This window comes from Paenibacillus sp. 01T431 (assembly GCF_056398625.1).
Window position 1 is genome coordinate 205460 of record NZ_JBFTPT010000011.1, and the last position, 22026, is coordinate 227485.

Below are 22026 nucleotides of genomic sequence, written 5' to 3' on the forward strand. Positions count from 1 at the left end.
ATCGCACACCCCCTCTACTTAACCGACTTCAAAAAATCCCATCCAGCCGAGCTCCGTAAACTCACTTTGATGAGCATGGAACATATATTTTCCAGGAGCGGGAAACGTAACTTCAATGATGCCTCTCTCCCCTTGGCACTGCATAATCGTATCTGTATATTGCGGCCTCGCATCTGGGTCAGCGCCGGTGGCATAATAGTGAAAAAAATTAGCATGCAAGTGAAAGGAGTTAATCGGATCAAATTCCGTTAAATTACTTAAATAAATACGAACCAGCTCACCCGTTTTCACCTTAATCGGTCTAGATTGGTACGCAAATGCGTAGCCATTGACCGTGTAAACCTCGTTCTCGCCATCTAAGTCCAGATCAAAGCCATTCATGACCATACTTAGCTCTTTTGCAGGTTTCCTTGGTTTCTTAGGATCAATAATGAAGTGACCATATAGGCCCTTGTGAATATGTCTAATCAGCGGAGGAACATGACAGTGATAGGGCTGCAGCCCTGCTGGCTTGGCTTCAAATTCATACACAAATTCACTGCCCGTCGAAATAGGTTCTAAACCATCCATGTGGGTTGGATGAATACCGTGAAAATGTATGGAATGCGGGTGCGCGGACCCGTTCCCGAACTTGACTCGTACGATATCCCCCTCCGTACAACGAAGTGTCGGCCCTGGAATCGTGCCGTTGAATGTCCACCCTGGAAATTTAATGCCCTTCGCTATTTCCACCTCAGCATCCCATGCCTGTATATCGTATTCTCTAATCGTCCTGCCATCTGAAGAAGTACTAACGACCCCATAATCAAAAGCCGTTAATGCTTTTACTGCCGCTTCAAGCCCCGGCGTTGAATCCGTTCCCGGATCATAACCGTGTGCCATCCCTTGTTTCATCTGGTCTTTGAGCGTATGATGCATTTCTTCCTTCCCCATCGCATGAGCAGACCTGCCAAATAATGCACTTGTATTTAAGAAGCTGCCTCCGATCACACCTAGTACGCCGGCAGCTCCGACCTTAAGGATGTTTCGTCTTGAGAACTGCCGATTTGGATCAAATACCATTCGATTCACCTCCATGTTAATATAAGGGTTTAATTTTGCCTCAGTGCAAAATTATTAATAAAAAAAATTTATTTTACTTAAGGACAATTAGTTTACCTCAGGAAACTTTTTTGGTATGAGTAAAATATATGCTAACCTAGGCAGGTTGTAAAGTGTTTTTTATGAAGCTTGTATTTGCTCGGGAGAATACTGCATCAATGAAAAAAAGGCTTCCCTCGAGTTCGATAAACTCACGGGAAACCTCTCTCTCCTATTTCGTAGAAGAATATGAATCACAATAGCCTGCAACATACCAGTAAAAATCTTCGTTTAAAAGTTTAGCTATTATGAAAAGGTGATTATATTAAATAAAATGGAGATAAAACTAGATGAGAAAAAAATTACTGGTACCTCTTCTTCTTCTTTTGATAGTCGCGACAGCCGTGGTATTTATCATAAAAAGTCTTCAAGCTGATCCATTACAAAAGTCCCTTTCCATTGAACAGAAACCATTCGAGAATTCATCTGATACACTCATAGTCAAAGACGAAAATGGAAAAAACTTAAAGCTAAAGATTAACGATATTCCTCCGTATAAGCAATATTTACAATCGCAAGAGGATAGCAAGACCGAAATCGAACGGACCCAATCAGAAGCGCTCACTCTCTCCACTCAAGAACATTTCATATTGTTAAAGTACAGTTGTGGAAATAAGCAGTGTTCAACCATTTTAGTGAAGGAAAGCAACTCCACAATTACAAGTCTCGCTTTGGGTGACGGCATTTTTCAAGACTATCAACTATCTCCGGATAAAACAGAGCTGCTGTTACGATACGGTTATAGCGAAGGCGGAGAAATTGTTCGTCATACGCTGATTGCTGTTGATTTATTAACTATGGAAAAAATACCTTTTGAATCTACAGCATTAACGAACGAATACATGTCTACTCCAATCTGGCCTATACTCGACTATCAATGGATCGAGAAAGATCGGTTTATGATCGAGTCGGCTGATTTAGCATCATCAGATTATGAAGCAGTGAAACACTGGTATACTTCAACTGAAAAGAAAACAAAAATCGTTGAAATCTCTATAAATAAAGCTAAAAATTAGAGCCCATTACTTTTTTATTTCTTTGTGGGCTCTTTCGGTGTATAAATCGTTTTATCATTTCCATCAAGGATTAGCACTGATTTCGCTGGTATGACCTCGCCTTGAAAGTTAAAAGAAGCTTCCGAGAAGTTAGCCACTACTTTCAACGCTTTACCATATTCCGTCATCTGAACAAGTTTGTCCTCTGTTAGAACCTTATAATCCGTCATTTCTTCCTTTATCGCTTTTTTACTAAAGCTTGACCATACCTTAGAATGATTCACGATGGTTTCCTTATGTTTTTCCCACTCGTGTTTATCTAGATGATATAACGGAGGCACATTATAAAGAATTTCATACAGCATTCGATTCGAAATTTCATCTTCTATTTTTAAAGTCCCCCAGCCCCACCAATATGTCGTGATCACTGAATTGTTGTAAACTAACTTATACAATGGGATCGTATAGCTAGTATCCAAAAACAGCTTCTTATACTTGTCCTTTAACGGTATTTGCTTAGCAAATAATTCGGGAACCCCGCCATTGCTCGAATAATATCTTCCTACATAATATTCGCTTTCTTTATTTGTGCTCATATCCTTATCCATCCAAGAGAATGATGGCGTCTCTATTCCATGCGCAAAAGCAACCGTTTGGTTAGCAAAATCGTTGCCACCCTCTGTTCCAACGACCAGCTTCCATTGTTTTTGCAAATACGCCATTCGCTTTATTCTAGCCTGTATATCTTCTTCTTCCGTAGTCACATGCTCTGGCGAATAGTCATCGAAGATTTCTCCAGTACCATCCGTATCTAGAAACCATGAGTTAAAAGCTAAACCTGTATTGAAAATCGATGTTACTCTTTCTTCTACACTAGGCAAGGCAAGCGTTGGGTTGAGCTTTCTGCCTTCTCCTTGGAACCCTACAATTTTTTTCCCATTCTTATCGGTTACCGTTGCATGCTCGTAAAGGGAAGTATCCTTAAACTTAGCCGTCGTCCATTTCTCTTTTCCTGGTTCATGGATTGAATGATACGAGTCATAGGTGCCAATTAAATAACCAAGACTTTCTGTCTCTTTGACAAACGCAGGTTTAATAAACCCTTCCTGCCAATCATCCAAACCAATCCACATATTGTCGAGCCCAGACTGCTTCATATCCTTTATGACATCAATCGTATTGGCATCTGCCCACTTCTCAATGGGATCAACTGCAGCGCCAAGCACGCTTTTTAATAAACGTTTATTCAGGTCAATTAATTCAACAGCGTTCAATTTTTCTATACCGCTGCTTAATAATCGCTGAGTTTCTTCATCTAAGTCAGTAAATATTTTGGAATCATAAAATTCTTTTAGCTGCATGACAGCACTTAAACTTTTTACAATTCGATTTATCGTGTATTTATCTACATAGTCTAAACGATTTAAATCGTCAAAAGCGGATGAAAGCTCTGCTCCATCTTCCACGTTAGTTTTTAATAGCTCCTGAATCCATAATCTCAGTTTTTCGGGAAGATTGCTCCTCAGCTTTGCCCATTGTATATTTTCTTCTGAAATGACCGTTCTGTCCCAAAAATAAGCGTGCGGTGCTCCGTAAAGCTTTTCGATATTGCTATTTTCTTTAGCCTTATCCGCCAAGCTTTTGAATTCACCCTGTTCAATCAAATAATCTTTATACGTTTTTGCGACAGCTGTTGGATTTTTTTTCGTTACATAAATTCTAAATCMATATTCCTTTTGCTTATTAATTACTGGAAAATCATGATGAAAAGTAAACTGGATAGCGTTATCGGTATTAAAAACAATTTCATTGTTATATGCGTTTTTAATAATGTACATCAGCGAGTATTCGCTTTTATCAGCTGCAAAAAATGGCATCGAGAAAGACTCAATGACCTTCATTTCTTGTTCGCTCAAATACTCTTTCCACGTCTGATCATCGCTTGGAATATACTTTCCTTGGTTTAATGGAAGCATATACCCCTCGCCCGTTACGATTGGCCATGCAAAGCTATTTTCCTCCGCCTTGCTGGATTTGATCGTTACATCTACATAGTTCGCTTTTTTTTCAATTTCAACGTCCATTTGTTTCTCTGGATAGGTCCAGCTAATTTGGTCTCCGCTGTTTTTTACATTTGTAACATTCATTTTGTCCAGTGGTTCCGATGCTTTTTCAGTCCTTCCACCCGACTCGACCTCAAGCGCGAAGGTTTCTGGATCTACGTTAAAGCTAAAATCCACATCTTCTATTTGTGCATTTACTTCCCCGCCTCGCGTATTATTGTCGTCCTTGCACCCCGCAAGAACACTTGCTGTGATTGCAGCCAGCATGATGATGGCTATTATTTTTTTCATGTCTCGCACCTCCTGAATCAGACTACATCAGGGGTGTTACGCCAATGTTACAAAAAATATGTTCAGCAACTAAATATTTCTTTCAATCATAAAGTCCGCGATAAAGCCGTTAAGCGCTGCATTCCTTCCCGCAATAATGCCTCACTCGCAAAAGAATAACTAAGCCGTATCCATGATTTCAGCTCGCCTAGCGGGTCAAATATTTCTCCGGGAACGAAGGAAATGGATTGCTCCCTGCTTTTTTTAAGAAGAGCTTCTCCTGATATATGGCTTGGAAGTTTAACCCATAAATTAAGCCCGCCCTGTGGTGCAGTCCATTCCCAGCCTGCTATGGCAAGCTCCTCTTCCATGATCTCTTTATGAACCTGCAGCGCAATACGAAGCTTTTCCACATGCTGCTGCAGCCTCGGTGAGGCGAAATAATGCAAAAATATTTTCTGATTAAGCTGAGGAGTCCCGTTATCCGCAAGCGCCTTCGCTTTGATTAACTGCTCCATGAATGGATATCGGCAGGCTGCAGCACAAATCCGCAGACCCGGCGCAATATATTTGCTGAAGCTGCTAATATAGATGACCCAGCCCTCCGTGTCATAAGCGAATAAGGGAAGCGGGGGCGGCTCAACAAAATACATATCTCGGAATGGATCATCCTCCACGATAAGGCAGCGGTAACGCTCTGCCAATTCCACCAGCAATTTGCGCTGCCATGATGGAACAGTATAACCGGTCGGATTTTGGTGGGTTGGATTCATATAGAACATACGAGGCTTATGCGTGCGCATCAAGGCTTCTACTTCTACTAAGTCATAACCTTCCGGTGTGATCGCAACAGGAATAAGCCGCGCGCCTTGCCTGCGAAAAATATCCATCGCTACGCCGTAGGTCGGTCGCTCAATCAACACCGCATCCATCGGCCCAAGCATAATCTGGGCAATCAAATTTATGGCCTGCTGAGCACCTGATGTGATTAACAATTCCTCCGATGACAGCTGTAATCGATGATGCTCTCTGAAATGCTGGCTCAGCGACTCGCGAAGCTCTTCATCCCCCTGAACGCTGGCATAAGTCCCCATAACCTTAGGATAGAGATCAAATACTTTTTTCACATAGTCCGATAAGAACAAATTCGGCAGCAAATTAGGATCAATCAGCGCTTGAGAGAACTGATACTTAGCTGGAATTCGGTGAATATCAGATAACGAGTTATTCACCGCATAAGAGGTAACGACGGTGCTCTCTTCCAACCCTTCAGAAAAGTCATCGTCCTCCGATACGTAATATCCCGATTTGTCTTTTACATACACTTTGCCGTCCTCAGCCAGCAATCTATAGGCTTTAAATACCGTGAGCCGATGCACATTGATCTCTTCAGCAAGCAATCGTATCGACGGTAATTTTTGATGGGCTTTCCATTCCCCTCGCTCTACACGGTTCAAGATATAATCATACACTTGCCGGAATAACGGATGGGCTTGATGCGCTCCCGATTCTTTTTTCATCTGTTCATAACACCTCTTCGCGGCTACCTATTTCTATTATTGTACACGAAATATTTATCCTTCTGTTCTGTTCCATACAATCTGTTCTGCCTTGCTCCCTATATGATTAACAAAATACAATCTCGATCCGACATCTAAAGGGGAAATGAACATGATTTTTTTGGCTTATGCGCTCGTATGTCTTATATTTGGCACAACCTTTCTGGCAATTAAAATCGGAGTAGACGCCGGTGCTCCCCCTTTCTTCTCGGCAGGGCTTCGCTTTTTTCTGGCTGGCGCTATTCTGTTTCTCTGGATGGTTTGGAAACGCAAGGCTAGCTTCTCCCTGCTGCTGCGCAAAGAGATGCTGTTCACTGGGGCGACTCTGACGTTTGGCACCTTCTCTACGCTGTACTGGGCGGAGCAATATGTATCTTCTGGACTCGCGGCTGTGTTATCGGCTACGGGACCCATCATGATTTTGCTGCTGCAAACGGCTATTCTTCGGCAAAAATCTCCCAAACACTCGCTATACGGCTGCATTATTGGCTGCATCGGCGTGCTGCTGTTAGTTTTGCCCAATCTTTCGGTGGATGTATCACCCTTGTGGATTGTAGGCTGCGGAGCCATACTCATAGGAGAATGCTGCTATGCAACAGGTGCGCTATATTCCAAAAAAGTAATCAACCGCATGTCCGATGTTTCACCGATAGCCATGAACGCGGCACAAATGATGGTTGGCGGAGCGATGATGTTCATTTTATCTGTGTTCACCGAAGAGGTGCACCTTGAATCCTTTGCATCATTTCAGACGGCAGGCTCATTAATTTATCTGATTGTGATTGGTTCCATGGTTGGGCATACCTTATTCTACTGGCTCGTAGCAAAGACGAATCCCGTTTTCCCATCTACATGGCTCTATATCTCTCCTCCGATTGCTGTAGGAGTCGGCGTACTCTTTTATGATGAGACAATCTCATGGATTACACTTCTTGGTATCATTACGATTATTGGTGGAACCGTCCTTGTAAACGCAGGTGCACTCAGCCAGTTAATCGCAAAGCGAAGATTGCGGTAGTAAAGTGTTTTAAAAATTAAAAAAGGCAGCCAATAAGTTCATTGAACTTATTGGCTGCCTTTAATTTATAAAAAGATGTATTTTGTCCAAGCTACTCGAACAAATCTGATTAAGCAGCCTGCTTCTGCTCATCCTCTTGTGGTGCCTTCGTTTTGCGAATGAAGAGACCGATAAGAATTGCGAGGACAGAGAGAATTCCGCCGACGATAAACGCACTGTGAAGACCAGCTACCATTGCAGGTATTCCTTCAGCAGGGTTGGTCGGATCCGGAGATGTAGACATATAATCTCTCATGCCGGAAGACATAATGCTTACGAACAAGGCTACACCAACCGCACCTGCCACTTGCTGCAGCGTGCTCATAACCGCCGTACCATGCGCGTACAATCTGCGCGGCAGCTGATTAAGCCCTGTCGTCTGCGCAGGCATCATCACTAATGAGATACCAATCATCATCAAGATATGTAGGAATACAACATATCCGCTCGTCCATGCTGCATCAATTCCAGAAAACAACCAGATGGATACACTCATCAAGATGAGACCAGGTATAACAAGCACCCTTGGTCCAAATTTGTCAAACAAAATACCGGAGACCGGTGCCATAATACCATTCAAGATACTGCCGGGCATCATAACAAGACCAGCGCTAAGTKCTGTAAGCATCATGACATTTTGCAAAAATAGCGGAAGCATGATCATCGTAGAGAACATAGCCATCATAAGTACAAGCATTAGCACCGTAACGAGCGAAAACATGGGGTAACGGAAAACACGCATATCGAGCATCGGTTCCTTCACCGCAAGTTGACGCCATACAAATGAAATCAAGCTGATTCCGCCTACAATCAGGCACCAGACAACTTTAGGATCTGACCATGAGCCTTCTCCTGCGCTGCTAAAGCCATAGACGATGCCCCCAAAACCGATGGAGGAGAGCAGGATGGAAATAATGTCGACCTTTGGTTTCGTCAATTCACTTACATTTTTCAAATAAATCGCTGCATAGACGATAGAAACGACCGCCAAAGGAATGACCAGATAGAAGAGCCATCTCCAGTTAAGCGAGTCAACGATAAGACCAGATAAAGTAGGCCCAATAGCCGGAGCGGACATCATGACCAGACCGATCAATCCCATTGCGCCGCCCCTCTTCTCTGGAGGGAAAATGATAAGAATCGTATTCATCAATACAGGTATCATTAGTCCTGTGCCCAAAGCTTGCACAACACGTCCAACAAGCAGAAACTCAAATATTGGTGCTGTCGCACATATCACCGTACCCGCAAGGAATAAAATCATTGCTCCGAGAAACATTTGACGTGTGCTAAACCACTGTTGCAAAAGTGCTGTTATAGGGACAAGAATACCGACTACGAGCATATAGGCTGTAGCCAGCCATTGTACAGTCGTTTCCGTGATGCTGAAATATCTCATGAGCTCTGGGAAAGCAATGTTCAGCAAGGTTTCATTCAGAATCGATACAAATGCGCCAATAATGAGTGCGGCAACGATCGGTCCTTTCTTGATTTTGCTCAAATCCAGGTTGGAGTTAACCTCCATAGTAGGGCCGTTCAAGAATACTCCTCCTCCAATTTTCTCTTCTCTTTTCGGACAATTGTCCGCATTACTTACAAAATATACCGAACATTTGTCCTCATTGTCAATAACCTAAATTATGATACTAACGAAATGAACATTCAACTTCTTTGCTTCATGAATTCCGTCGAATATTTCAAAACTTCACAGCTTGATCCCTCAAGTTAGCATCTATGCTGAAGGCATAAAAAAAAGAGCCCTAATCTTTCAAAGGCTCTGTCGCATGACTTATCTTTTTACTTTTCTTTGTTTCATATCTGTGCTAATCTTTTTCCATTTTGCTTTTTCAGAGGCTGCCAATCGCGCATCTTCCTTACGTGCTAGATACGCCAGCTCACGTTGGAGTTTGAGATAGCTTTCAAAACGAGCCTGCTCCAAAGATCCATCAGCTATTGCCTTTCGGACAGAACAGCCGGGCTCTTGCTCATGCTTGCAGTCATTGAATCTGCAAGTATTTGCAATTGAATCTACGTCATCAAATGCACCACGGAACCCCTCATCGGCCTCCCATAGCTGCAGCTCCCTCATACCAGGTGTATCAATCATCAGTGCTCCACTCGGTAATTGAACAAGCTCGCGATGCGTCGTCGTATGACGACCTCGGTCATCCCCGCCACGCACATCATTGACTCGTTGCAGATCAACACCGCTCAATTTGTTAATCAGTGTAGACTTACCTACACCCGAAGAACCTATCAGCGCAATCGTGTTGCCTATACCCAAATATGGTGCGAGCTGATCTAGCCCTTCTCCCTGCGAGGCACTGACCACATGAATAGGGACAGCAATCGCAATTGATTCTACCTCTGCGATGCGCGCCTCCAAATCGTCGCATAAATCTGCTTTGCTCAGCACGATGACCGGCGCAGCGCCGCTTTCCCATGCGAGGATCAAGTAACGTTCCATCCTGCGTATATTAAAGTCATTATTTAAGGCATTCACTAAAAAAACAGTATCAACGTTAGCGGCTACAATCTGCTCTTCTACCGTGTCTCCAGCCACTTTACGGGAAAATTTGCTCTTTCGTGGCAGCAGCGCATGAATCGAAGCTTTCTGTTCCTCCAGCCTCGGTTTTATAACTACCCAGTCACCGACTGCTGGAAAATCCTCTCGACCTGTTGCTTCAAAACGCAGCTTACCCGTTACCTCGCCCATGAGCTCGCCATGCTCACTCAATAGACGGTACATGTTTTTATGCTCCAATATGATTCGCCCGGCACTATACCCTTGTTTGGCATAAGCGGCAAAATGATTAGAAAAATACTCATTCCAACCTAATGATTGTAATACCATATTCGTTGTTTGTTGATTCACTGCGGATTCCCCCTGTAATTGGTTATTCATATGGCTAACGCCAAAACCAGTCACAGTTGAATCCTCATTTGGGAAACGAAATTATTGTTCGCTTGAAAGGAGGATTCCTGTGACCCCGACTGCCGCACCTTCAATAATAGTTAATTTCTCCATTTTCATCTCTCCCCTCAAGCCAGCTTAGCTAGCTTGCAACTAAATTTCTCCATTATTGTAGCATGAAAACGAAACATTGCGAAATAACGAAAACATAATGTTTCTTTCTCTCCGTCTATAGCTATAAAAAAACGACCTATCACCAGTTCTAATGAACGAGGGATAGGTCGTACTCATTAATTCAAAAAGCCGTCAAGCGCAATCGTTGGTTTGCCGTCCGCCTGCCAAGCTCCCTTATTATAACCTCCGTTATAACCAGGGGTCGCTTCCGGTTCCCAATAAAACACGCCAAGCCCTTTTCCACCTGCAATATTGCGTATTTTTGTCTTTATATCAGCGACAAAGCTTTTGGCAGCGGCAGGCTGGTTATAATCCATACCAATTTCGGTAATCATAACCGGCTTGCCATAGCGCGAAATCATATTGTTGGAGTTGCTGACCGTTTGCGTGACCTTAGTCGACCAATCTGCACTGGTAGGATAAAGAGACATCCCGATAATATCGAAGGTCGCTCCGCTCGCGATCAGTCCGCCGATATTCCAGACAAATAAACTGTTGTCATAGCCGTTGGACAAGTGGACAATCGTTTTCGTAGCTGAACTAATGGACTTGACCGCATTGTTGCCCGTGTTGATCAGCCAAGCGTAGTTTTGCATGTTTAAGGAAGCTTTCCCGTCATTCCAGAGCATGCCATCGTTCGTTTCGTTGCCGATTTGCACCCAATCGGGCGTGACCCCTTTGCTTTGCATAGCTGTCATAACCTCGCGCGTATGATTCCAAACCGCATCCATCAGTTGCTGGAACGAATAGCTTGCCCAAGCAGCAGGCTTAGTCTGTTTTCCGGGGTCCGCCCACGAATCGCTGTAGTGCAATGTAAGCATGACACTCATCCCGGCATCCTTCGCCCGCTTCGCCAAGGTTGCAGCACGATCCTTATTCATATACCCGTTGCCATAGTTCGAAGAAGGATTGACGAATACTCGAATACGTACGGAGTTGATTTGGTAATCCTGCTTCAAAATTTGAATAATGTCCCTAGTTACGCCGTTTTTGTCCTTCCACGTATACCCTTGCGCCTCCATGCCGGCTACCCAGCTAATGTCCGCACCTTTCGCAAATGCAGGTGCTGCGCTGATCTGCGGCACAGATCCCCCATTCACCCCAAAAATAGTCATTAACAAGGCGACAACAAGCGTCAAACTGTAAAACCTTCGTTTCATACATTCTCCTCCTTCACCTGAATGTTGAAGCATAGAAATTTAATGTATGCGCTTTCAATGTTGTGTTCTTATTATAGAGGCTGCCAAGCTTTGGCAAACAGGATACAATTGCAACATTCATTATGTTATTGAAGTCAATCACAAAAATGATTAGACTAATTTTAATAACGGAAGCGGGAGGAAAGTAATGTGGAGGATTCATTATTGAAAAAAAACGGCCTATATTCCTTACCTCTGCACCAAGAATCTAAACTGAAGTGGTCGCTCCACATTCTATATAGCTTTATAATAGTCTTGTTTATTAGCTTCATCATGATACCCGGAGATGGTCAAGAAAAAATCATAGTAAACATTATGTTTCTAGCGTTCGCCATTTTTATCGGATATATATGGCTTGCTATGGCTTTATTTAACAAACCTTATTTAAAAATCACCAATGAATCTCTCGAATACAAATGGTTATTCGGACGCAAAGTTATCCTAATGAACGATATATACAGAGTAGAGTGCTTTTCCGAAAATGGAGTTAATAAACTTGGAATCTGGGCTAGCGAGCAAGGAAGTCGTTCATTTTGGGAAATTACAAACCGAATTTTTGGCAGGGACTATTCAGTAAGTATCGTTATGTCCAATTTTCAAAATATTGATTTTGAAAAGTTACGTTTAACTATACTTTCAAAAATCAATAGTGCGCATAACCTTCCATGATCATTTCTCTAACGAACTGTATAGTGCTTATTATGTTGAAAACTGATTTGTTTTTAATTTAACGAATCTGATTAATGTTATATCACGAGTTACAGGGTTTCATGAGCTACTTTGCTCGAAATAACGATTCTGGGGTTCGTTACAATTTTAATTCATTATAAATGGTACAAATAAGATCTGCTGGGTTCGTAAGCTATAGGTTTGATAAGGGGAGGACAACTTTCTGTCTAAACAGCATCAAAAAAATAGGAGCTGCTCCAATCGTAGATAAATCTACTTTTGGCACAGCTCCTATTTTCACTTTATTTGAGACAGTCAATTCGTCACAAACTGAGTTCATCCTCAACCTTTTTAAGCACCCTATGATGTCCTAAAAGCGATTCAACTCTTAAGATATTTACTTTTCAATTCAAGTAATGCGCCCTGCAGACCATATATTCTACAGGGCGCTCTACTTGTTTCATTACTAATTAGATATTACAGAGACTTTATTAACAATTGATACAGGATGACTACCGCTTGGGCGCGAGTAGCCGTTCCTTTTGGATCGAACTTGTCATTGCCGACACCATTGATGATGCCAGCTTTATGCATAGCTTCCACCGCTTCTTTAGCGTAGCTTGCAATAGCTAGTTCGTCATTGAAGGCTGCTGCCGCTTTCTCATCATTCATCGTGATTCCTGCTTTCTGAATCGCTCGATATGCCATTGCAGCCATCTCTTGACGAGTAATCTTGTTGTTAATACCGAAAGAACCATCAGTCAGACCGGACACGATACCAAGCTGCTGAGCCGTAGCAACCGAGTCGTAATACCACGCACCTTGCTTAACATCTGAGAATGTACTTGTTGCGTTCGGTTGTTTCAGGTCAAGCGTTAGCATTAACATTTGGATGAATTCAGCTCGTGTAACTGAATGGCCTGGCGCGAACGAATCCTTTGTCACACCGTTTACGATTCCGCGTGCAGCCAATCCATCAATACTGTCACTCGCCCATGCGATTGCTTTAGAATCGCTGAATTTAACTGGACTAGCGATGGCAGCATATTTGCTAAAATGCTTCGCATTAAATTCCACCGTGCCAGTATCCTTGCTATAACGGCCATTCTTGATGATTTCAAGTTTGCCATCATCCGACAAGTAATAGATCACGATTTGATCCGTGCTCTCTCCAGGCTTCAGCGTGTAAGGTATTTCAACCTTCACCTGCTTGCCTTGACCGAAATCAGCAATCTTCTGACCGTCAACACTTAAGTTGAAGTCATAGACCGTATTCGAACCTACTAAAGTGCGTGCTGCTTCTGGCAGCGTGCTGTTATCCACCTTGGCAACACTCAATTCAATACTGATTTTGCCGGCGGCACCTTCGAATAACGATACAGGCAACTGTACAGATGCGAGCCCGAAAGAAATCTCAATACGTTTAATGCCTGCTTCTTTGGCTTCATTCACTTGATCAACTGGTATGGATACTGTAATCAGTTTGGCATTCTCGGTACCAAGAACGAATAGCTTCATCGTTCCAGCCTTCGCTTCAGGCAACGCCTTCTTCACATCATCGGCTTTGACTAGAGCTTTAGCGTTACCGCTCGAATCCACTTCTGCCATCACTTCACCAGGTTTAACAGGAGTTTGATCCGTCGGTGATGTTGGCGTGGTATTCGGGTTAGTGCTATTGCTATTAGTCGTTGCTTGCGTTACTTCGGATAGTACGGATTCTCCAGCATCATTGACAGCTGCAACCTTGTAGTAATAAGTAGTTGATGCCGACAAGCCACTATTTTGGAACTTGCTTTCAGTAATCAGCTGCATGTTGACTTTGCTGTAACTGCCATCAACAGAAGCGGAACGATAAACGTTGTATCCCGTTGCGTTCTCCGAAGCTGTCCAGCTGACCTCAATCTCGCTGCTGCTCTTCGCTTTCGCAGAGACACCAGTCGGTGCAGCAGGGCTTGGATCAAGGTTCAGATAACCTTCTGGATTGATAACCGCATAGTATGCCGGCTTGGCTGCCAACGCCTTATCAAAGAGCAGAGGGCTTCCCGAAGCACGCCAGCTCTGGGAATCCGCCTTGCCCCAGAAGGTAACGCGTTCGATGCTGCTCGCATACTTCTTGAAAATAACGAATAGCTTCGCATATAGCTCAGCCTGTAAAGTCTCCTCTTCCTTCGTGAGCGTGCCAGTTGACGGGATATCCAGCTCGGTGATGCTAACCTTCACGCCTGCTTGAACAAAACGAGCAATACTTGCTTCCACGGTCTCTGTATTCAAGCTCTGGATCCAGTAATGCGCCTGCATGCCGATGCCTTCCACTAGCAAACGTCCAGGCTCTTTATTGCGATCGTCCGTTTTCCACTTCTCGTTAAGGTCTTCGGCCATCAGCGCCATACCTTCCCGTTTCCAAGGCTCATTCTCGTTATAGTCGTTGTAATACAAAGTAGCACCCGGATCAGCCAAACGCGCGAACACAAACGCATCGTAGATATAGTCTGCGCCGCTTTCTCCCTTGCTTTTATCAGCGCCGTTCTCATAAGCCATGTACCAAGGGGAATCCTTACGCAGAACCGTTTTCCAGTCCGTAGGAATGCCCGATCCGCCGTTAAAAGCCTCGTTTACGACATCCCAAGATACAACTTTGTCCTTGTAGTGTCCAGCAACATTGCTGATATACTGTTCCATGTTCGCCTTGGCTTCTGCACGAGCAAGTGGTTTGTTTCCTTCGCCCGTAGTCAGCCAAAGAGCCGACTGGGAATGCCAGACGAGCGTATGACCATGAACCTTGATATTGTTCGCCTGAGCCCAGTTCACTAGAATGTCGGCATTACCGTAGTTGTACACGCCATTAGCAGAGCTTAAATACTGCGGCTTCATATCATTCTCAGGCGTCATGACGTTGTAATGATGCTTATACATGGCCGTATTCTCGGCATCAGTCGTCTGACTAGGACTCATGACGTTACCGATTAGGAAATAATCCTTATAGGTATCTGCGATTGAAGATAATGTCAGATCCCACTTAGGAATCTCCTTCAGATCGCCAACTTGGCTGATCACAATCTGGTCAATGTACCACACATCAGCATGAGCAGCTGCATCGTTAGTAAGTAAACGGAAATCGATTGATTCCAACGGTCTCTCCATTAACGGCGTTAGAACGTTTACCTCTTTCCATTGACCGATCGGCAGATTGCCTGGATTACTTGGAAGTTTGTTTGCGCTATTGGCGTAATCCTGATTAAGTACCAGTCCAGGGCCAGTAAGCATACCTTTGCCTTCGTTACCGACAGCTGGGGCATAGAACCATGCCGAGATATTATAAACTCCTCCGGCAGGAAGCGGCTCAGCAAGAGTCAGCCGAACAGCGTTGTCTGCGCTGGTATAGCTTGTATCAGGTACATGTGTAACCTTAAAAGCGCTATCGTCGCTCTTCCCAGCACCAGTTTCATTGATCCACTCAATCTTTGAGGATGCAGCTGACGTAAAGAGGCTTCCTTGCTCCGCTTTATTGTCGAAGTCGAAACGCAACAACTCCTTGGTCTCTGGTTCCTCCACTGGCGCAGGCGGGCTTATGAGTTGCAGCTTTACCTCATCTAAATAGAAGGTGAAATCTGTCATTTGTGCGTCGTTGTGAAATACAATAGCGCTAACAGACTTATGGTCTGCGGGTACAGTGAATTCCAATGCTACATCCGCCCACTGGCCAGCTGCCAGATTTACCTTGGTTTTCCCAACGGTGCCGTAAGTATCGTTGTTTCCGCTATCTTTGGTTTCTACACGTACGCCCAATGTGGCGTCCTTCGCACTAAGCGCCTTGGCTGTCAGCTTATACTTGCCGCCTGGCAACATCGGCATCGTAGGCAAGGTATTGCGGAGGGAAACCCCGCTGTAGTTGTTCGCAGCAGTCGGAGCGACGCTCAGACTGCTGGTACCTGCGGCAGCGTATTCCTGTGTCCGACTAACTGTCGCATCACCGTTTTGTTGAAGCGTGTTGCCGCTTTCAAAACCCTCATAGTAAATGACATCCGAATTCGGCATGAGGGTGAATGAATGGTGTATAGGAGCAGCGATCATATTGCCAGCGGCATCTATCAGACGCATGATGTATATGTTGCAAACTTCACCTTTATTTTTTGTGACACTGTTAAATGTCACTTCGACTGATTTGTTATCCTCAGCCCACTTAAGCGTAAAGTCGTCTGAGAAATCAAAGCCGATGCCAAAATCTCCTTTGTTCATAGGCTCATCAAATGTAATCTTGAGCGTATCACTGGCAGTCAGATCCACCATGTCATTCAAACTGAAAGCAATTTCAGCATTAAATTCAGTCGTCGTCGCCGTGAGTAAAGGACGGTTTCCGTCGTCCTTCAGACTGTTCGGATATGGCGGCCAGTTCGGCTGAGGACCAGTCTTCTGAACGGCTGCTGATGCGTTCCAGCTGACCGTTTCCTGATTGTTCGCCAGCTTAGATTTGTCGATCGAGATCTCAAACGTGCTGCCTGGCATAGCCTCCATCTGCAACTTTTTCAGTGTGATGACATTAAAAGCATTATTCAGTATGCGGTTATTCTCATTAGGGTTCGTCGTCACGCCGTAATTGATAATCCAAGCCTGTTCAGTATCCTCCTGCAAAGATTGTGTCAGCTTATTGCCATCGGCGTAGACTTCTACCAGATCCTTATTGATTTTGCTGGTAAAGCCATACATTACAGCCGCACCATTATCATTTCTAGCGGTGCCGTGGCGCAGTCCTGTTGCTAAGTCGATGCCTTGGAAATATACAGTCTTGCTGTCCTTAGCAGTACCAACGGTCGTAATTTCATAACGCCCAATCTTAACTTGCTCATCCGTTAGATTAAACACCGCTGTGCCGTTGACAACATCGGCTGTCCACGTGTCCTTCGTCGGCTTGTTATTTCCGTCAAGTATCGTTAGTTTAACCTTCGCATCGTCAGAGTGAACCTTGATTGTCGCAGGAATGCCTTCGGTGACAATCTCATTTTCGGTCCACAGCGTGTACTTGCCTGGGCGGGACCAACGGATGTAGGAGCTGTCGACATCGTATGGAGTAATCGTCATGTCAGAGATTTTGTCGTAAGTCCCGATTCCATAGCTTGGCGGGTCGCTTTTTGGGTAGAGATCCTTAACTTCCAGCGGCTTATTACTGAATGCCTTGTCCATAATAGCAATCATAAACGGCACGTCTCTGTCCTGGATGGCGTGAGCGCCGTCGCGCACACGTACAGCAATATTGTCACTGTCTAGAAACTCATAGACTTCATTAGCCGCACTCATCGCCATCACAGAGGAAGGTGGAGTCGTCCAATCAAAGTTATTATCTGCGACAAATGCGATAAGCGGTCTCGGTGCCATTAGTGCCTCAACGGCATGTGAATCGAAGGGCATATATTCCATATCCGTCTGTTGGTGGAATCCAGCCGCTGTTCCAAGACCCATCCAGAATGATTCGCCAGAGTACTGGATGCTATTGAGTCCTTTCTGGTTCCTGCGATAAATCCGGTCGAACGGTGCGTTGTAGTTAAATAATTTGCCTTCAGCGGTGTAACGGAAGCTGGATACACCAGACTGTCCGCTATCTACGGGCGCTGCCGCACCGACACGTTCGTCCATGGCTGCCGACATTAGAGCATATTTACCGTTTATAGAAACGCCTGTTGTAATGGATTTATATGGGTTGATATTCCATTGATTTATACCGTCGTTAGCTTCGGCGCTAATCTCCATTGCGTCAATGATTCGGGAGACAGTCCATGCCGCCGTCATTATCGAACCCGTATTGAAATCATACTCGTAGGGGTTAAATGGGTATAGCTTATAGTAGTCTCCGTTTCTGCTAGCTCCCCAGTTAGAGACACTAATTACAGCGTAGCCGTTTTGGATCGCCATGGCTGACTGGCCGAAACCAAAGGCGATGATAACTGGCCAGCCTCCCTCAGGCGCTGTGCCCGTAGGTACGGTGACATTGCCAAGACTCGCAGTCACGGTTCTGTCGTTGTCTTTTATAGTGACATTGATTTGGTTAGTCTGGGCATTCACTGTGATGGCGCTCTTAGTCGTCGGGTACTTTCTGCCATAATAGTAGTACTGAATCAGGTCTTTGAGTTCTTGCCTGCGTTCGAACCAATCTTCGTCGGTTTCAACTCGGCCCGTTGTGCCGCTAGTGGGATCTAGAAACTTAAATAGATCGTTAAGTCCCGGTGACTTGGGCAAAGAGGTAATATCCTGTGGGAAAATATCGCGGGGCGGTGTAGGTTGTAAAGCCGTCTTATCGACCTTTGCGTTAATAATCACATTCTTCTGATCGGCTTCTATCCCAATTTTATCGATCTGGACACCGAGCGTACCCATTCTAGTAATGCTGCTGAGTGCAAGTTCGTATACATTTTCGCTTACTTTCGTCAAAGATCCCTTCTCCGCTAATGAGGAAGCGTAGTTAGATACTGCGGCGGGGGTGCCAGCGCTGAGAATGATATCATCTGCCGAAAGATTTGATACAGCTGCATTGAAGGTCAGTCTTATGGCGGTGCTGTTCCTCACAAACGCTGTGCCGCCAACATTTACCACGTTAAAGGTGATCGGGTTTCTATGGATATCAACACTCTTTTCCAAGTCGTCCACACCGTCCTTCGTAATCTTAAGATTGACGGTGCCTTCATTAGTAACCCCGCTAATTCCGAGATTATATTGAGTGCCGTTAGACTCGTCCACCACAGTCAACGTTCCTTTGGTTACACTAGCGGTACCATCTGAGATGGTAATGTCGCTCTCCACTAATTCCCGTACTGGTTCTTCAAAGACCAGTGTAATTACATTTGATGTCGTACGATTCTCCTCGCCATTCGCCGCTGCGGTGTAGTTAATTTTTATGATTTCATTATTATTAGGCATATTCTCATCAGCAAACACTAAATTCATATCAACTAAGGTAAGTGACATAATTACAACTAGAAACAATGAAATAAAGCGCTTACAATATCTCATGCTTTAGTCTCCTTCAACTTTTAACTTTTTCCGCAATAAATCTTACCTCCATTTGCGATAGACCTACTCAGCCGTATATTGTAGTGGTGGTAACGAGACCCGTTACTTTACTGGTCGGCTTTGTTCGGTTTCCTTGGTTACAATCACCTCCTTCATATCCTTTCATTTCAAGCGATTGGATACTGGTACATGACCTTCATTTGGTAAAAGTGACAGCCTCGCACACAAAACGATAATATTACGTAAAAAAGCGTAAATGATATGACTAGTATGACTAGTATGTTTTAATACTATCTCACAACATTTAGTAGCGTCAAGAAATTTGTAAACATGAAGCTCAGAATATCTTACTATGATGATCTCCATATAACGCAGGACAGAAAAAACGCTCAAGCTGTTTCTTCATTTTGCTCCAGGACATGTAATCCTCCTATGTTCTATATCATAAAGTCATCTCTGACATTTATGGGGGATAGGGCACATTTTCTAAAGTGTCCACGACTTCGAACGATTAAGACAGTAGCTCCACATGTTATGATTTCAACAGTTCTTTATTTCGGGTAATCTGTTAAAAACAGATACATCTATATGAGTCTTGAATGGAGGGCTCCCGCTCTTAAATGTATTTCTCAAATAATGAGCAAGTACTTTTCTAATTAGCGAATGGTTGAATATCGGAGAATGTTAGTGGAATGGATTGAAGAATGATTTTTTTCGGGAATGTTATTCGGGTCACTTAACTTTAAAAACACTTATATCGAATATATATTTCAATTCATTAAATCCTATAAGCTATAAGCTAACAAAGAACGGTACTACTTTTTCAATCACAGCACTAAAGCATGTAAAACAAAAAAGATTAACGACGAGATTACCAATTCTACGAGAAGCTCCAATCAATTGGATAACAAAATAAGGACGTAAAAATATATTTACGTCCCCAACTACCCTATTCACTGACCCGAAATTTTTATAAATTAAGGAACAAACAACTTCTACATGCCCGCATGCGGGAACATATAGATCTACATTTCCAGTTCCAACCAAGCCACATACTCAACATGTAAGGACTGCTGAGCGTTGCACAATTTCCCAGATATAAAACCGCCAAGCGGTCAGCATAACTTTACATGAATGACCATCAAGCGAGCCGTTCGAGAATTTCTAACGTACCTGCAAAACGATAATATAACTTAATTGTGCTATCCTTTTACACCACAATCTTCTCAACTTCGTATTACGCGGAAACTCGTCGGCAAATGGTACCAGGGAACTGAAAATATCAGTTCAAAGACTCTGTCGAAATCGTCTTGCATCCGTTGAATAATGCGAAATTTTGGAAACAATTATTTAAGGCTGTTCGCAATTGCTTTGTTGGCTTTATGCCGTTCTCGTACCATATATTTTTAACAACAAGCGTCCCGGCTTTTCGCTCCGCGATTACCTCGGCTCGTCCGATGAGGCTTTCTCCGTATAATAGAGGCAGCACATAATAGCCGAATTTCCGTTTGATTGCAGGCGTATAAATCTCCCAAGTGTAATCGAACCCAAATAATTCTTTGATCAGTTTTCTGTCCCATATGAAATTATCTAGTGGGGCAATCAGCTCGCAGCGCAATTTCGGCGTCGGATTTTGCAGGACGGCTGCAATAAGCGGTAAATCCTCCGCACAGCAGTACAGTGTATCCTTCATTTGTTCCACGGCAACAGCAACAATGCGAGCTTCGTGCAACAGCTGGCGGAAAACCTCGTTGCGCTGCTCCGCTTTCAATCCCCATATGTTCAGCCAGGCATCGGATGCGCGATTCCATAAAAGGCCAACAGCTCCGATTCGACGCAGTACCCGCCACTTATGATGCTCAAGCTCGCCCTTCAACGGCTCCGGCGCATTCAGCAGATTTGGCTGTATGTACTTACCGGCGATATCGTAATATTTACGCGTTCCTTTTTTGTGATGGATAATCAAATCGCCTGTCGAGTACATCTGCTCCAGAACCGACCGGGATGAATTGTTTCCGCTGCTCCAGTGGATGACCGATTGCCAAGTGAAATTTCCTTTCAATTTTAGATCATTCGAACTTAGCACACCGTGATTTTGGATGTGAGCCAGAACTTGTTGTACCAACGCTTCCATTTCGGGATAGCGCTTAGCATGTTGTCTTGCAGCCTGCCTGTACCGCTCAAAGTACGGCCAGTTCTCGACAGGGATAATAGCCAAATTTTTGTCGGGATAATCTACCAAGAATCTATCTTTATACAGTAACTCGTCGAGCATGTTCTTGGTAAATCCTCTGATACGCGACTGCAACACCAGTTCGGCGTTTTTTCCGCAAACATCGATGGGATCGTATTGAATACAACCGACCTGCCGCACAAAATCCAATACTCCCTGCTTTCCAGCAAATTGATATTCGCCCAACAGCCCGTGCTTCAATAACAGAAACTGCCGTGCCTGGCGGTTCGTCATTTGAATCATGTACGCATCAGCTCCTTATCGAAACAAACGGAAGCTGCTTGCACCTGATGATGGATGGCGAGGTTGCTTATCTCAATAAAGTTACTATTTGCTTGTTGCCATAATGCTGGTATCCATTGGGGAGCTTCATCAGCAATCCCCTTTCCTAATTTTCCAATCACCGAAAATTGCTCTTTTTCAACAATTTCAACCACGTCTGTTCCCCCGATCTGTTAGAACACTAACAAAAACAAACATACGTTCCCGTAATATCTTATCATTGTCTTGAGCATAAAAACAAGAGATAATGAACTGCTGCCCGTGTCCTACGTGTAAGCAATCATTAAAGCAATGTAATTGAGCGAATCTGTTACATCTCATTTATTATTTCAGAATTATCAATATTAGACACTCCACATGTGTGGAGTCAGTGGCTCACTTCTCAACTGTCTTTTGATTATTATATTTCTGAATCTACCATATGTATTTACCTCTTTACGTGTATGCGATACACAACCACAAATATGTAGTT

General features: G+C 43.9%; 12 protein-coding genes. 3 read left to right on the forward strand and 9 right to left on the reverse strand.

What is annotated here, in order from left to right; all coding sequences use genetic code 11:
• Positions 1 to 18: 18 nt before the first annotated feature.
• Entirely contained in the window at positions 19 to 1062 is a 1044-nt protein-coding gene (locus AC1DM9_RS20780) for a multicopper oxidase domain-containing protein (RefSeq protein WP_477581950.1), read from the reverse strand.
• Positions 1063 to 1430: 368 nt separating this feature from the next.
• On the opposite strand from AC1DM9_RS20780, the gene AC1DM9_RS20785 reads away from it, so the two are divergent.
• Entirely contained in the window at positions 1431 to 2156 is a 726-nt protein-coding gene (locus AC1DM9_RS20785; RefSeq protein WP_477581952.1) for a hypothetical protein, read from the forward strand.
• 14 nt (positions 2157 to 2170) lie between these two features.
• Here the strand turns inward: AC1DM9_RS20785 and AC1DM9_RS20790 are convergent, their stop codons facing one another.
• Positions 2171 to 4489, reverse strand: a complete 2319-nt coding sequence (locus AC1DM9_RS20790; RefSeq protein WP_477581954.1) for a glycoside hydrolase — start codon at positions 4487 to 4489, stop codon at positions 2171 to 2173.
• 86 nt (positions 4490 to 4575) lie between these two features.
• A complete protein-coding gene (locus AC1DM9_RS20795) occupies positions 4576 to 5988 on the reverse strand; it encodes an aminotransferase-like domain-containing protein (RefSeq protein WP_477581956.1) in 1413 nt (470 codons plus the stop codon).
• Positions 5989 to 6139: 151 nt separating this feature from the next.
• On the opposite strand from AC1DM9_RS20795, the gene AC1DM9_RS20800 reads away from it, so the two are divergent.
• Complete coding sequence (locus tag AC1DM9_RS20800; RefSeq protein ID WP_477581958.1) at positions 6140 to 7045, forward strand: DMT family transporter; 906 nt, start codon at positions 6140 to 6142, stop codon at positions 7043 to 7045.
• A 109-nt stretch (positions 7046 to 7154) separates the two neighbouring features.
• Here the strand turns inward: AC1DM9_RS20800 and AC1DM9_RS20805 are convergent, their stop codons facing one another.
• The 3 genes from AC1DM9_RS20805 to AC1DM9_RS20815 all read right to left on the reverse strand — a co-directional run bounded on the left by AC1DM9_RS20805 (position 7155) and on the right by AC1DM9_RS20815 (position 11287).
• Entirely contained in the window at positions 7155 to 8609 is a 1455-nt protein-coding gene (locus AC1DM9_RS20805) for a DHA2 family efflux MFS transporter permease subunit (RefSeq protein ID WP_477582063.1), read from the reverse strand.
• 264 nt (positions 8610 to 8873) lie between these two features.
• Positions 8874 to 9959 (reverse strand): ribosome small subunit-dependent GTPase A, encoded by a 1086-nt coding sequence (gene rsgA, locus AC1DM9_RS20810; RefSeq protein WP_477581960.1) that lies wholly within the window; start codon positions 9957 to 9959, stop codon positions 8874 to 8876.
• Positions 9960 to 10288: 329 nt separating this feature from the next.
• Complete coding sequence (locus tag AC1DM9_RS20815; protein ID WP_477582065.1) at positions 10289 to 11287, reverse strand: glycoside hydrolase family 53 protein; 999 nt, start codon at positions 11285 to 11287, stop codon at positions 10289 to 10291.
• A gap of 357 nt (positions 11288 to 11644) precedes the next feature.
• On the opposite strand from AC1DM9_RS20815, the gene AC1DM9_RS20820 reads away from it, so the two are divergent.
• The gene (locus tag AC1DM9_RS20820) at positions 11645 to 12040 is read left to right on the forward strand and encodes a hypothetical protein (RefSeq protein WP_477581962.1); all 396 of its coding nucleotides are present in this window, start codon (positions 11645 to 11647) and stop codon (positions 12038 to 12040) included.
• Between the two features lie 477 nt (positions 12041 to 12517).
• Here AC1DM9_RS20820 and AC1DM9_RS20825 read toward each other — a convergent pair whose 3' ends face one another.
• From AC1DM9_RS20825 to AC1DM9_RS20835, 3 genes are all read right to left on the reverse strand, one after another.
• On the reverse strand, positions 12518 to 19039 hold the full coding sequence (locus AC1DM9_RS20825) for an endo-1,4-beta-xylanase (RefSeq protein ID WP_477581964.1): 6522 nt from the start codon (positions 19037 to 19039) through the stop codon (positions 12518 to 12520).
• Between the two features lie 1282 nt (positions 19040 to 20321).
• Positions 20322 to 21515, reverse strand: coding sequence for a winged helix-turn-helix domain-containing protein (locus tag AC1DM9_RS20830; protein ID WP_477551670.1), 1194 nt, complete (start codon positions 21513 to 21515; stop codon positions 20322 to 20324).
• The gene (locus AC1DM9_RS20835) at positions 21512 to 21709 is read right to left on the reverse strand and encodes a hypothetical protein (RefSeq protein ID WP_076269681.1); all 198 of its coding nucleotides are present in this window, start codon (positions 21707 to 21709) and stop codon (positions 21512 to 21514) included. The genes AC1DM9_RS20830 and AC1DM9_RS20835 overlap by 4 nt, the downstream gene beginning before the upstream one ends.
• Between the last annotated feature and the right edge of the window lie 317 nt (positions 21710 to 22026).